This is a genomic window from Microbispora amethystogenes (assembly GCF_016863015.1).
Classification (GTDB): Bacteria; Actinomycetota; Actinomycetes; order Streptosporangiales; family Streptosporangiaceae; genus Microbispora; species Microbispora amethystogenes.
This window is the reverse complement of record NZ_BOOB01000003.1, coordinates 260,699-274,060: the sequence shown is the minus strand read 5'-3', so window position 1 is coordinate 274,060 and position 13,362 is coordinate 260,699. Positions and strand designations below refer to the sequence as shown.

Annotated in this window: 10 protein-coding genes and 1 tRNA gene; 3 read left to right on the top strand and 8 right to left on the bottom strand. The window is 71.4% G+C overall.

Annotation, left to right across the window (positions count from 1 at the left end; genetic code table 11):
- Positions 1–51: 51 nt before the first annotated feature.
- Together Mam01_RS02410 and Mam01_RS02405 are read right to left on the bottom strand one after the other, a co-directional pair.
- Complete coding sequence (locus Mam01_RS02410; protein WP_150933156.1) at positions 52–1,350, bottom strand: ABC transporter substrate-binding protein; 1,299 nt, start codon at positions 1,348–1,350, stop codon at positions 52–54.
- 211 nt (positions 1,351–1,561) lie between these two features.
- Positions 1,562–2,140, bottom strand: coding sequence for an ANTAR domain-containing response regulator (locus tag Mam01_RS02405; protein ID WP_150933387.1), 579 nt, complete (start codon positions 2,138–2,140; stop codon positions 1,562–1,564).
- Positions 2,141–2,269: 129 nt separating this feature from the next.
- Here Mam01_RS02405 and Mam01_RS02400 point away from each other — a divergent pair.
- Positions 2,270–2,352 (top strand) — tRNA-Leu (locus tag Mam01_RS02400).
- Positions 2,353–2,402: 50 nt separating this feature from the next.
- Entirely contained in the window at positions 2,403–3,170 is a 768-nt protein-coding gene (locus Mam01_RS02395; protein WP_204283762.1) for a helix-turn-helix domain-containing protein, read from the top strand.
- A gap of 49 nt (positions 3,171–3,219) precedes the next feature.
- Here Mam01_RS02395 and Mam01_RS02390 read toward each other — a convergent pair whose 3' ends face one another.
- The 3 genes from Mam01_RS02390 to pyk all read right to left on the bottom strand — a co-directional run bounded on the left by Mam01_RS02390 (position 3,220) and on the right by pyk (position 8,490).
- Positions 3,220–5,046: an ABC transporter ATP-binding protein gene (locus Mam01_RS02390; protein ID WP_204283760.1), complete on the bottom strand. Its 1,827-nt coding sequence runs from the start codon at positions 5,044–5,046 to the stop codon at positions 3,220–3,222.
- Positions 5,047–5,111: 65 nt separating this feature from the next.
- Positions 5,112–6,893: an ABC transporter ATP-binding protein gene (locus Mam01_RS02385; protein WP_204283758.1), complete on the bottom strand. Its 1,782-nt coding sequence runs from the start codon at positions 6,891–6,893 to the stop codon at positions 5,112–5,114.
- A gap of 163 nt (positions 6,894–7,056) precedes the next feature.
- The gene (gene pyk / locus Mam01_RS02380; RefSeq protein ID WP_150933152.1) at positions 7,057–8,490 is read right to left on the bottom strand and encodes a pyruvate kinase; all 1,434 of its coding nucleotides are present in this window, start codon (positions 8,488–8,490) and stop codon (positions 7,057–7,059) included.
- 207 nt (positions 8,491–8,697) lie between these two features.
- On the opposite strand from pyk, the gene Mam01_RS02375 reads away from it, so the two are divergent.
- Positions 8,698–9,447, top strand: a complete 750-nt coding sequence (locus tag Mam01_RS02375; RefSeq protein ID WP_204283755.1) for a hypothetical protein — start codon at positions 8,698–8,700, stop codon at positions 9,445–9,447.
- Here Mam01_RS02375 and Mam01_RS02370 read toward each other — a convergent pair.
- From Mam01_RS02370 to Mam01_RS02360, 3 genes are all read right to left on the bottom strand, one after another.
- Entirely contained in the window at positions 9,371–9,787 is a 417-nt protein-coding gene (locus tag Mam01_RS02370) for a DUF2784 domain-containing protein (protein WP_150933150.1), read from the bottom strand. The two genes, Mam01_RS02375 and Mam01_RS02370, sit on opposite strands and share 77 nt — an antisense overlap.
- A 102-nt stretch (positions 9,788–9,889) precedes the next feature.
- Positions 9,890–11,626 carry a S8 family peptidase gene (locus Mam01_RS02365; RefSeq protein WP_239100969.1) on the bottom strand — a complete coding sequence of 579 codons (1,737 nt, stop codon included), beginning with the start codon at positions 11,624–11,626 and terminating at the stop codon, positions 9,890–9,892.
- A gap of 226 nt (positions 11,627–11,852) precedes the next feature.
- A complete protein-coding gene (locus tag Mam01_RS02360; RefSeq protein WP_204283753.1) occupies positions 11,853–13,337 on the bottom strand; it encodes a glutamate synthase subunit beta in 1,485 nt (494 codons plus the stop codon).
- Positions 13,338–13,362: the final 25 nt, after the last annotated feature.

Here is a 13,362-nt window from a genome sequence, read left to right as displayed (position 1 = left end):
AGGGGCGGGCCGGTAGGACCGGCCCGCCCCTGTCACCGTCGTGCCGCCAGATCAGCCGGCGATCTTGCCGGTGTTGAAGGCGACGTTCTTGTTGTTGTTGTCGGCGCCGTACTCGTAGACGCCGATCGTGGCCTCGGCCGGGTCACCGGCGTCGTTGAACTCGATCGGGCCCGACGCGCCGTCGTAGTCGATGTCCTTGCCCGCGGCCAGCATGTCGGCGCAGGACTTGAAGTCCTTGCACTTCTCACCGCCGCTGGACACGTCCTTCAGCTTCGCCGCGATGTCCTTGCCCACGTCGCTCTTGGCGGCGAGCGCCGCGAGCGCGGTGACGATCGTGGCGTCGTACGACTCGGGGCCGTAGTTGAAGTCCTTCAGCTTCGGGTCGACCGACTTCAGCTTCTCCTTGAAGTCGTCGGAGACCTGGGCGCCCGGCTGGGTGCCCTTCGCGCCGTCGAGCGTGCCCTTGGGGAACCCGTCCTTGCCGGTGCCGTAGTTGGACAGGTTGCCGTCGACGAAGTAGTACTTCACCTTCTTGGCGGTCAGGCCCTGCTTGACCAGCTCGGGGACGATCTTCTTGGTCTCGTCGAACCCGATCAGCGCGACGGCCTTGGGGTTCTTCTCCTTGATCTTGGCGACGTCCGCCGAGTAGTCGGCCGCCTTCGGGTCGTAGATGACCTTCTCCACGACCTCGCCGCCGCCGCCCTCGACCGCCTTCTGCACGTTGTCGGCCAGACCCGTGCCGTACGCGTCCTGGAGAGCGAGGATGCCGACCGTGTCGTTGCCGTCGGCGAGGATCAGGTCGCCGAGCACGCGGCCCTGCAGCACGTCCGGCGGCGCCGTACGGAAGTACAGGCCCTTGTCGTCGTAGGTGGTGAACTGGTCGGAGGTGTTCGCCGGCGAGATCTGCACGACGCCCGCACCAGTGATCTTGTCGATGACCGACAGCGACACCGAGGACGACGCGGCGCCCACGACCACGTCGGCCTTCTGCTGCAGCAACTTGTCGACAGACTGGGAGGCAATGTTGGTGGAGGTGTCACCCGAGTCCGTGTCGATCTCGGTCACCGGCTTGCCGAGAACACCGCCGGCGTCGTTGATCTCCTTGACGGCCAGCTTCACACCCGCGAACTCCGGCGGGCCGAGGAAGGCGAGCGAACCGGTCTGGGGCAGCAACGTGCCGATGGTGAGGACGCCGTCGCCCTGCGCGGCGGCGGGGGCCGAGGAGGCCGCCGGCGCCGGAGCCGAGGCGCTCGGGGCGGCGCTGTCCTCGCCACCGCCACAGGCCGCCAGCGCGAGCGTGGCGGCTGCGGCGACGGCCAGAGCCCGCCCGAGGGGGGCAATGCGGATCATGAAAGCATCTCCTTCATCCAGGCCCGGGAATCCGTCAGCGCTGCCGACTGTCCCGATCGAATGGCTGAAAGGTACATAGCCGGGGGTGCCCCCGACCAGGGATGCATCAGAACTGTCCGCACTTGGATGCGGAGTCGTAATAACTCCTCAACTTAGCGGCGCACGCCCCTGACCAGGAGTCTTCTCCCCGACGATCAGCGCAGGCGCGTGGTCAGGCGGGTGCCGGGGCCCCGCCGCCGTTCTCGTTCACCACGATCTGCGCCACCTGGCGCATGCTCATGCGCCGGTCCATCGACGCCTTCTGGATCCACCGGAACGCCTGCGGCTCGGTCCACCCGTGCTGGGCCATGAGCAGGCCCTTCGCCCGCTCCACCAGCTTCCTGGTCTCCAGCCGCTCCGACAGCGTGGAGACCTCCTTCTCCAGGGCGGCGATCTCCTCGTGCCGGCTGACCGCCATCTCGATCGCGGGGACCAGGTCGCCCTTGGTGAACGGCTTGACCAGGTAGGCCATCGCCCCCGCGTCCCTGGCCCGCTCCACCAGGTCGCGCTGCGAGAACGCGGTGAGGATGAGACAGGGGGCGATCCGTTCGGAGACGATGCGCTCGGCCGCGGAGATCCCGTCGAGGACCGGCATCTTCACGTCCAGGATCACCAGGTCGGGGCGGAGTTCCGTGGCCAGCTTGACCGCCGTCTCACCGTCACCGGCCTCCCCGACCACGGCGTAGCCGTCCTCCTCGAGCATCTCCTTGAGGTCGAGGCGGATCAGTGCCTCGTCTTCCGCGATCACCACTCGCCGCTGCGTACTCACGCACAAGAGGTTACCGATGTCCGCTACATTGGAACCACGCCAGGTGGAGGTGATCGACCGGAGGCCGGTCGCCCCCGAAGCGGACATATCGGGACATAACTCGATAAAAGAGCCGGAATGATGGAATGGCAGACATAGACGCCTCAAAAGCGTCCGTCCGAGAGGGCGTGCGGGTTCGAATCCCGCTTCCGGCACGTTCCGTGACGAAGTAAAAACTGTCGGTGGCGCATGGCATGGTCAGACTATGCACCCCCGGGAGACCGTCGACCGCGCCCTGCGCCTCTCCGCCCTCGGTTACAACGACCGTCAAGTGGCGGCGTTCTGCGGCGTCTCCCTCGGAGCCGTCCAGAAGTGGCGGACCGGTGCCCGGCGCGCCCGGGAGGACGAGGACCGCAGGCGCAACACGAACTGCCCGCTCTGTCACGGACGCACGCTCGACCGGCGCTCATACGCCTATCTCCTCGGTCTCTATCTTGGTGACGGCCACATCGTCCTGTGCCGCAAACGGGTCTACCGGCTGTCGATCTTCTGCAGCGACACCTGGCCGGGCCTGATCGAAGCGGCCGCCGAGGCGCTCGCCGCCGTGATGCCGACATCTTCCGTGAGCCGGCGGCAGCACACGGGCTGCACCGAAGTGAAGAGCTACTCCACACATTGGGTGTGTCTCTTTCCGCAGCATGGGCCGGGGAAGAAGCATCAGCGGGCCATCGTGCTGGCGGGCTGGCAGGAGGAGATCGTCACCGAACATCCGGGTCTCTTCGTGCGCGGTCTCATCCACTCGGACGGCTACCGGGGGACGAACCGGGTCCGGCGGCCGGTCGGCGGGGAGGACAAGTGGTACGAGTACCCGCGATACCTGTTCAAGAACGAGTCGGCCGACATCCTCCGGCTGTGCGGCGAGACGCTGGACCGCCTCGGCGTCGCGTGGCGCCACAACAAACGCAACGAGATCTCGATCGCCAGACGCGACGCCGTGGCCCGCCTCGACCGGTTCGTGGGCCCGAAGTATTGACCCCTGCCCCACTGCGCTGCACCCCCGTGTCGAAACGCCGCTGGCAGGGTCAGGCGAGGCTGTCGAGCCAGGCGTGGTGGAGGCGGGCGAACCGGCCGGAGTCGGCGATCAGCTGGTCGGGCGGGCCGTCCTCCACGACCCGGCCATGCTCCAGCACGAGCACCCGGTCGGCGATCTCGACGGTGGACAGGCGGTGGGCGATGATCAGCGCGGTCCGGTCGGCGAGGATCGTCCGCAGCGCCCGCTGCACAAGCCGCTCGCTGGGCACGTCGAGGCTGGAGGTCGCCTCGTCCAGGATCAGCACGGCGGGATCGGCGAGGAAGGCCCGGGCGAACGCGACAAGCTGCCGCTGCCCCGCCGACATCCGGCCGCCGCGCTTGCCGACCTGCGTCTCATACCCCTCGGGGAGGGTGGAGACGAACGTGTGGGCGCCGATGGCCTCCACGGCCCGCACGATCTCCGCGTCCGGCGCGTCGGGCCGCCCGAACCGCACGTTGTCCGCGATCGTCCCGCTGAACAGGTAGTTCTCCTGGGTGACCATGACCACGTGGCGGCGCAGGGTGTCCTCGTCGAGGTCGCGCAGGTCCACGCCGTCGAGCAGCACCCGCCCTGCGACCGGGTCGTGGAACCGGGCGACGAGCTTGGCCAGCGTGGTCTTGCCCGCGCCGGTCGTGCCGACGACGGCGACCGTCTGCCCGGCGGGGATCTCCAGGTCGAGCAGCGGCAGCACCGGCGGGCCCTCGGCATAGGCGAACCGGACGGCTTCGAAGCGCAGTCCCCCGGCGGCGTGCGGCAGCGGCACCGGCCGGGCGGGTTCGGCCACCGCCGGTCGTTCCTCGAGCACCCCCGACAGCTTCTCCAGCGCCGCCCCCGCCGACTGGAGGGCGTTGTAGAACTGGCTGATCTCCTGCATCGGCTCGTAGAACTGGCGCAGGTAGAGCAGGAACGCGGCGAGCACGCCGACCGTGACCGTGCCGCGCAGCGCGAGCAGGCCGCCGTACAGGAGGACGACGGCGACCGTGACGTTGCCGATCAGCTTGATGCCGGGCATGAACACGGCCACCAGGCGCGAGCCGCGCACGTTGGCGTCGCGGTAGTCCGCGTTGAGCCGTTCGAAGATCTCCTGGTTGCGCGGCTCCCGGCGGAACGCCTGCACCGCCCGGATCCCGGTCATCGTCTCCACGAAGTGGACGATGACCAGCGCGACGGCCTCCCGCGTACGGCGGTAGGTGACGCTCGACTCCCGGCGGAACCACCGGGTGAACAGCAGCAGGACCGGCAGCGGCAGCAACGCCACCAGACCGAGGCGCACATCGAGCACCAGCAGCATGACCGCGGTGCCGCACAGGGTGAGCACGGCGGTGACGAGGCCGTCGAAGCCGGAGTCCAGCAGTTCGGCGATCGCGTCCACGTCGGAGGTCAGCCGGGAGATGACCCGCCCCGAGGTGTACTTCTCGTGGAACGACAGCGACAGCCGCTGGAAGTGGTCGAAGACCCGGCGGCGCAGTTCCAGCAGGACGTCCTGGCCGATCCGGCCCGCCATCTGCAGGAACGCCTGCCGGGTGAACGCCTGCGTGAGCGCGGCCAGCAGCACCGCGGCGACGACGGCCAGCAGGGCCCCCGCGCCGTGCCCCCGCAGCATCGGCGGGATCCCGTCGTCGATGCCCTTCTTCACCAGGTACGGCAGGGCCAGCCCGGCCGCGTTGGACACGACGATGACCGCGGTGAGCACGGCGATCGCCCGGCGGTGCGGCCGGAGCAGGTCACCGAGCAGACGGCGGGACCGGGTGCGCAGCAGCAGCGAGACCCGCTCGGAGATCTCGTCCCGGTCCTCGGCCGCCACCCCCCGCCAGGCGGTGTTTCCCGCTTCGCTCATCGGGGCGCTCACATCGGCCCCTCCGGCTCGCTCGGTGTTTCCCGCTTCGCTGTCGGTTTCCTGGGTCATGGCGCGGATCTCTCGGCGTCGAGGCCGGCGTCCTGGGCGAGCAGTTCGCGGTATTCCGGCACCGTGGCCAGCAGGTCGCCGTGGCGTCCCACGTGGGCGATGGTGCCGTCGCGCAGCAGCGCCACGCGGTCGGCGAGCAGCACCGTCGAGGCGCGGTGGGCCACGACGATGCCGGTGGCGTCGGCGAGCACGCGGCGCAGCGCGTCCTCCACCAGCGCCTCGGTCTCCACATCGAGCGCCGACAGGGTGTCGTCGAGCACGAGCACGCGCGGCCGGCCGAGCACCGCCCTGGCCAGCGCCAGCCGCTGCCGCTGGCCGCCCGACAGCGACATGCCCTGCTCGCCGATGCGGGTGTCGAGCCCCCACGGCAGGTCGTAGGCGAACGTCGCCTGCGCGATCTCCAGGGCCTGCCTGATCTCCTCCTCGGCGGCGTCTCCGTGGCCGAGCGTGACGTTCTCGCGCACGCTCATGGAGAACAGCGTGGGCTCCTCGAACGCGGTGGCCACCACCGAGCGCAGCGAGGCCAGCGACAGGTGCCGTACGTCGTGCCCGTCGATGGTGACGCGGCCCGCGGTGACGTCGCACAGGCGGGGCACGAGGGTGGTCAGCGTCGTCTTGCCCGAACCGGTGGCCCCGACGACGGCGATGGTCTCCCCCGGCCGCACCTCCAGCCAGACGTCGCGCAGCACCGGGCGGTCCGCGCCCGGGAAGCGGAACTCCACGCCCTCGAAGCGGACGTGGCCGCGGGGGCGCTCGATGACGTCTACGCCGCCGCGGATCTCGGGAACCGTGTCGAGCACCTCGACGACCCGGTCCGCCGAGGTCATCGCCTCCTGCCCCATGGCGAGGATGTAGCCGAGGGAGGCGACCGGCCAGACGAGCTGGAGGACCAGGGTGGTGAACGCGACCAGCGTGCCGAGCGTCAGCGCGCCGGCCCCGACCGCGATCGCGCCGAGCAGCAGGACCAGCGCGAGCGTGACGTTGGGCACCACTTCGAGGAAGGTGAAGAACCGGGAGGCCAGGCGGACCTTCCCCAGGGCGGTGCGGCGGACCTCCCGCGCGGCGGCGGCGAAGCCGCCGAAGACGTGCTCGCGCCGCCCGAACGCCCTGATGGTGCGGACTCCGACGGCCGACTCCTCGACGAGCGTCGCGAGGTCGCCCTGCTGGTCCTGCAGCCGCCGGGAGATGCCGATGTAGCGCCGCTCGAACCGCAGCGACAGGGCCACGACGGGGAGCGCGGAGGCGGCGACCAGCAGCCCGAGCGGCCAGTACATCCGCAGGAGCACGACCGTCACCGCGGTGAGCTGCAGGATGTTCATGATCAGGAACAGCACGCCGAACCCGAGGAACCGCCGGATCGTGGACAGGTCGCTCGTCGCACGGGACAGCAACTGGCCCGACTGCCACCCGTCGTGGAAGCTCATCGGCAGCCGCTGGAGCTGCCGGTAGACGTCGTCGCGGATCGCGGTCTCGAGGCCGAGGACCGGCCCTGCCTGCGACCACCGGCGGACGAACGTGAGAACCGCCTCGGTCACGCCGAGGGCGAGGGCGAGCAGCCCGAGCGGGACCAGCCCGGTCCGATCCCCGTGGGCCACCGGCCCGTCGATGATCTCCTTGCCGACGAGGGGGATCACCGTGCCGGCCGAGATGCCGCCGAGCGCCGCGAACCACGAGACGACTAGGCTGCCGGCGTACGGCCGCAGGTAGGCCCGCAGCCGCCACAGCGAGCGCCATGACGACCGGCCGTGGGCGGGCCCGTGGGTCTGGGGGGATGCCATCAACGGGCGCAGCGCTCCTCCGGCGTCTGACAGGACGGATTACTCGCTCCTGCCATGCTCCGTCGAAGAACGCCGCGCCCGCAAGCGGTTTACCTCCACCGCCGGGGATCACAGCTCCCGCAGAGGCCCGGCCCGTGCGGGCCGGCCCCGCGGGCCGCCGGCGTCAGCCCGCCGGGTGGGCGACGAGCGAGCCGACCGTGTGGACGCGCAGCGCGTTGGTGGACCCGTGGTTGCCGGGCGGGGAGCCCGCCACGACGACGATCTTGTCGCCCTTCTCGCACACGCCGAGCGCGAGCAGCGAGGCCTCCACCTGGCGCACCATGTCGTCGGTGTGGTGGACGAACGGCACCTCGAACGTCTCGACACCCCACGTGAGCGCGAGCTGGCCGCGCACCTGCGGGTTGGAGGTGAAGGCGAGCAGCGGGATCGACGAGCGGTAGCGCGCCAGGCGGCGGGCGGTCTCACCGGACATCGTGAACGCCACCAGGGCCTTGGCCTTGACGATCGCGCCGACCTCGGCCGCCGCGCGGGCGATGGCGCCGCCGGTCGTCTCGGGCAGCCGGTCCAGGTTGTGGGTGGCCTGCAGCGTGGTGCCCTCGGCCGCGACCGCGATGCGGTCCATCGTGGCCACGGACTCGATCGGGTAGGTGCCGACCGAGGTCTCGCCGGACAGCATCACCGCGTCGGCGCCGTCCATCACCGCGTACGCGACGTCGGACGCCTCGGCGCGGGTGGGCCGCGGGGCGCTCATCATCGAGTCGAGCATCTGGGTGGCCACGATGACCGGGTGGGCCTTCTCGCGGCACAGCTCGATGATGCGGCGCTGGACGATCGGCACCTGCTCCAGCGGAAGCTCGACGCCGAGGTCGCCGCGGGCGACCATCACGCCGTCGAAGGCGTCGACGATCTCCTCCAGGCACTCGACGGCCTGCGGCTTCTCGATCTTGGCGAGGAGCGGGAGCCGGACGCCCTCCTCCTCCATGATCGCGTGGACGAGGGCCGCGTCCTCCGGCGACCGGACGAACGACAGGGCGATCATGTCGACGCCGGTGCGCAGGGCCCAGCGCAGGTCCGCCTCGTCCTTCTCCGTGAGCGCCGGGGCGCTGACGGCGACACCGGGGAGGTTGAGGCCCTTGTTGTCGGAGATCATGCCGCCGATGACGACGCGGGTGACGACGCGCGGCCCCTCGACCGCGGTCACCTCGAGGTTCAGGCGGCCGTCGTCGACGAGGATGGTGTCGCCGGGACCGACGTCGCCGGGCAGGCCCGCGTAGGTGGTGGACACGATGTCACGGTCCCCGGGGACGTCCTCGGTGGTGATGGTGAAGACGTCGCCGAAGCCGAGCCGGACGGGGCCGGAGGCGAAGCGCCCGACGCGGATCTTGGGACCCTGGAGGTCGGCCAGGATGCCGACGGCACAGCCCAGCTCGTCGGCGGCGGCCCTGACCCGGTCGAACACCTCCTTGTGCAGCTCGTGGCTGCCGTGGGAGAGGTTGAAACGGGCCACGTTCATGCCCGCCTTGATGAGCTCGCGAAGGCGCTCCGGCGAGGAGGTGGCGGGCCCGAGGGTACAGACGATCTTTGCTCGACGACTCACAGCACTACCCTAATTGGTACAGACCACTCGATGTGACGGCACATACAGCCGTCGCCAAATGTTCAGACACTTCACGCGATCACCCGCGTGCCCTAGCCTGCAGCCATGGAACGTACCCGGGCATGGGGGGCGATAACGGCGCTGTTCACCCTGGCGGCGTGCGGAGGCCAGGCTACCGAATCCCCCACGCCTCCGCCGGGTGTTTCGGTGTCCCTGAACCAGTGGCGCAGCGACGAGGCGGCCCACGAGCTCGAGGTCTCGGTGCGCAACGACGGCGACACTCCCGTCCGGTTCCTCGACGTGCAGCTCGTCACCGGCTCCTTCGCCACGCTCCCGCCGACCCGGGTGGACTCCACGCTGGGCCGGACCCCGCGCACCGACCTGCGGATCCCCTACGGCGAGGCGCGGTGCGACCCCGCGACGATCCCGCCGGTCCGCCCCGCCACCGTCGTGGCGACCGTGCAGGCGGGCGAGGGGCCGGCGCGTAGGGCGGAGTTCCCCGTACGCCATCCGGACCCGCTGCTGGCGGGGCTGGTCAAGGCCGAGTGCGGGGCGTACCTCCTGCGCCGGGCGGCGGACGTGACCTTCGGCGACACGTGGACCAGGGCGGGCCGTACGCTGCGCGGGGTGCTCCTGGTGACCAGGAGGCAGGGCGCGGAGCCCGTGACGATCGACGAGCTGGGCGCCACCACGCACTACACCGTCCGGCCGCTGTCGGGCCGCAGCCGTCCGGTGGCCGTGCTGGAGCCGGGGACGCCGCGCCTGAAGATCCCGGTTGAGGTCACGCCCGCCCGCTGCGACTGGCACGCCTTCGCCGAGGCGAAGAAGGCGTACCTGTTCCCGGTCTACGGGACGGTGGGGACGGGCGAGCGGCGCTACCTCATCGCGACGCCTCCGGCGCCGGTGCAGCAGACGTTCCTGTCGTACGCGAAGGACGTCTGCGGCGTCGGCGGATGACGACGGCCAGACCGGCCCAGGAGACGAGCACGACGGCGATCACGGCCAGCCGGACGACCGCGACGTACTCCTCGGGATAGACGATCCCCTCGATGTAGGTGTCGATGAAACCGCCGGGCAGCAGGCCCCGCTCCCCCGCCCGGGCGCGTCCCCAGTTCTCCAGCGCCGTCAGCGGGCACTCCACCAGCCCGGTGAGCTGGACGAGCGCCCAGGCGCACAGTGCGAGGTGCGGCCAGGCCAGCCGGGGCCGCCACCAGGCGGCGAAGCCGCCCAGGGCGATGTAGGCGATGACCAGGAAGTGCGCGGCCATCGTGGCCTGCCAGACGTACCGGTAGATCATGATCTGCCCTCCCGAACACGCCGAGGGTAGATCGCCGCCCGGCCGCCGGGCATCCGGCGGCCTACTCAGTTCGATACTCAGACGGGCCGATACTCAGACGGGTCAGCGCGTGACGGTCGCGGCCCGGGCGGCGTCGACCAGGCCGTGGCCGAAGAAGCCGTTCCTGCTCGCGGGGCCCTCGCATACCTGGGTCTCCCCGGTCCCGTAGCGGTAGGTGCGCGGCGAGGGGCAGCCCTTCGGCGTCGCCGTGGCGTAGAGCAGGCGCTCCACCTCCGCGGGGTCCATCTGGAGCCCGCCCGGGCCCGGCTTGCCGAACCGCCCGATGATGAGGGCCGCCACACCGGTCACGTGCGGCGCCGCCATCGAGGTGCCCTCCATGTACTGGTAGTAGGCGCATTTGCCGGCATGGCACTCGCGGATCACCGAGTTGTCCTTCGGCATGCCCTTGGCGTCGAGCCGGCCCTGCGCGCGCAGGACGTGCTCGGGGGCGGCGGCGAGGATCTCCCGGTCCTTCCCCCGCAGCGCGGTGCCGCCGTCGAAGACGTCGCCGCCGGGCGCCGCGATGTCGGTCTGCTCGGTGCCGTAGTCGGAGTAGGGCGCCTTACGGCCGCTCGGGCCGACCGCGGACACCGAGATGACGCCGTCGAGCTCGGCCGGGACGTTGCGGCAGGAGTTGTCGACGGACCGGTTCTTCTCCGAGCCCTTCGGGAAGTCGGGGCTGGAGGTGTCGGTCTTCGGCTTGCCGAGGTCTCCCCCGGCGTTCCCGATGGCGGTGATCAGCGTGACGCCGTGCGACCGGGCGTAGTTCACCGCCCGCCGCATCCCCTCCAGGATCGCCCGCTGCTCCGACCGTTCGGCGGGCGTGTCGCCGGGGTTGTCCGGGCAGTTGAACGTCCAGGGGTCGACGTAGAAGCTCATGTTGACCACGTCGACGCCGATGTCGGCGGCGTACTCCAGGGCGTCCAGGGTCGGCTTGAGGAAGAAGAAGCCCGAGTCGGTGCCGGCGCGCAGGTTGACCAGCGACACGTCGGGGGCGACGCCGGCGACGCCGATGCCGTTGATCGGCGAGCCGATCGTGCTCGCGACGTGCGTGCCGTGGCCGTCGTCGTCGACGTCGGCCGGGTCCTTGCACCCCTGGTACTCGCAGGGTCCGTCGAGCTTCCTGCCGTTGGGGTCGGTGGGCTGGTCGGTCACGAAGTTGCGGCTCAGCGCCCGGTTGAAGTTCGGCGCGATGTCCGGGTGCCGTCCGTCGACGCCGGTGTCCATCACGCCGACCAGCACCTTGTGGCTGCCCGTCGCCTTCGCGTAGGAGCCCGTGGGCGTGGCGCCGATCATCTTCATGTCCCATTGGCGGCCGGCGAGCGGCTCCGCAGCTCCCGCTCGCCTTTCCCCCGCCCGCGCGGCCCCGTCCGGGCGTGTCGCGCCAGGGGACGTACGCCCTGTCGCGGGCATCGCCCCGGCGGTCCGGCCGATGGGGCGGTCGCGGGCGACGCCGACCACGGCGGGGTCGGCGCCGATCCGCTCGGGCGCGGAGGTGCGCACGAGGAGATAGCCGAGACGGTCGTCGTGGGCCCGCACCGTGCCGCCGGCGGCCTCGGCCGCCCGCTGCGCGGCGGCCCGCCCGCCGTCCACGTAGAAGACCAGGTAGTCACCGGCCTGCCCGGCCGCGCTCGCGGACCCCGACGGGCCCGGCGGAGCGGGTGTGCTCAGCGCGTCCACTGTGCTGAACGGGATCACCGCCGGTACGCCCGGTATCACTGGTGCGCTGGACGGGGCGCCCAGCCCGCCGAGCAGTGCGACCGACATGATGACCCCGGCGAGCCGCCCCCGTGCGTGCAACGCTCCTCCTCGATTCCGGGCCCGTGATCGGGCTCAGCATCTTCCCGGCAGCCGGCCGCGCGCCGCAACCCGCCGGACCGCGTGGCCCGAGGGCCGCACGGGCCGGCCGCCGCGCGGCCTGGCCTCCCGAGATGGAGGTATTCCCGGTTTGCCGGGTGACGCCGCCGGACGCGGTCCAGTCGCCTGGAGGCCGCGCCGGCGGCGCACGTCGTAATCAGACGAGCGATCAGACGAGGGGCCGCGCCGTCGGGGGGATCGGCACGGGCAGGACCGTACGGCCGCTCAGGTGCCGGTCGACCGCCGCCGCCGCGGACCGGCCCTCGGCGATCGCCCACACGATCAGCGACTGGCCGCGGCCCAGGTCGCCGGCCGCGAACACGCCCTCCACCGACGTCTCGTACGAGGAGTTCCTGGCCACGTTGCCGCGGGCGTCGAAGAACGACTCCGGGTCGCCCGACAGGGCGGCGAGGTCGTTCAGCAGCGGGCCCTTCTCCGGGCCGAGGAAGCCCATGGCGAGCGTGACGAGGTCGGCCGGGATCTCCCGCTCGGTGCCGGGGATCTGCGCGAACCCCGCCGCCGGGCCCTCGACCTCGACCAGGCGCAGCGCCCGCACGTTGCCCTCGTCGTCGCCGGCGAACTCGGTGGTGGACACCGCGTACACGCGGTCGCCCGCCCCGGCCTCCAGCTCCTCGTGGGCGCTCTCCATCTTGAACAGCATCGGGTACGTCGGCCACGGCTGGCTGCCCGGACGGGCCGCCGGCGGCCTCGGCATGATCTCCAGCTGGGTGACCGACAGCGCGCCCTGCCGGATCGCGGTGCCGATGCAGTCGGCGCCGGTGTCTCCGCCGCCGATCACGACGACGTGCTTGCCCTCCGCCGAGATCGGCGACTCGGGGTAGTCGCCCTCCTGGGCCTTGTTGGCCGGGGGAAGGTACTCCATCGCCTGGTAGACGCCCTTGAGCTCGCGGCCGGGCACCGGCAGGTCGCGCCACGCCGTGGCGCCGCCCGCCAGAACGACGGCGTCGAACTCCGCGCGCAGCTCGGCCGCCGTGACGTCCACGCCCACGTCGACGCCGGTGCGGAACTCGGTTCCCTCGGCCTCCATCTGGGCGATGCGGCGGTCGACGTGCCGCTTCTCCATCTTGAACTCGGGGATGCCGTACCGGAGCAGCCCGCCGATCCGGTCGGCCCGCTCGAACACGACCACGTCGTGCCCGGCGCGGGTGAGCTGCTGCGCGGCGGCGAGGCCGGCCGGGCCGGACCCGACGACCGCGACCTTCCGGCCCGTCTTGACGGCGGGCGGCTGCGGCGTGACCCAGCCCTCGGCGAAGGCCCGGTCGACGATCTCGACCTCCACCCGCTTGATCGCGACCGGGTCGGAGTTGATGCCGAGCACGCACGCCGACTCACACGGAGCGGGGCACAGGCGGCCGGTGAACTCCGGGAAGTTGTTGGTCGCGTGCAGCCGCTCGATCGCCTCGCGCCAGTCGTCGCGGTAGACGAGGTCGTTCCACTCGGGGATGAGGTTCCCGAGCGGGCAGCCGTTGTGGCAGAACGGGATGCCGCAGTCCATGCAGCGGGCCGCCTGCTTGGTCAGCGCGGGCTTGGGGAAGTCCTCGTAGACCTCCCGCCAGTCGCGGATGCGCACGTCGACCGGGCGGCGCGCCGGCAGCTCGCGCCCGTGTGTCAGGAACCCCTTCGGGTCAGCCATCGGTGTACCCCCCTTATCGTCGCGT

What these genes read in the sequence shown, in the direction of transcription:
- Mam01_RS02385 (WP_204283758.1), bottom strand. Translation starts at nt 6,893, where the DNA reads ATGGCATCCCCCCAGACCCACGGGCCCGCCCACGGCCGGTCGTCATGG.
- Mam01_RS02360 (WP_204283753.1), bottom strand. Translation starts at nt 13,337, where the DNA reads ATGGCTGACCCGAAGGGGTTCCTGACACACGGGCGCGAGCTGCCGGCG.
- Mam01_RS02390 (WP_204283760.1), bottom strand. Translation starts at nt 5,046, where the DNA reads ATGAGCGAAGCGGGAAACACCGCCTGGCGGGGGGTGGCGGCCGAGGAC.
- Mam01_RS02395 (WP_204283762.1), top strand. Translation starts at nt 2,403, where the DNA reads ATGCACCCCCGGGAGACCGTCGACCGCGCCCTGCGCCTCTCCGCCCTC.
- Mam01_RS02370 (WP_150933150.1), bottom strand. Translation starts at nt 9,787, where the DNA reads ATGATCTACCGGTACGTCTGGCAGGCCACGATGGCCGCGCACTTCCTG.
- Mam01_RS02410 (WP_150933156.1), bottom strand. Translation starts at nt 1,350, where the DNA reads ATGATCCGCATTGCCCCCCTCGGGCGGGCTCTGGCCGTCGCCGCAGCC.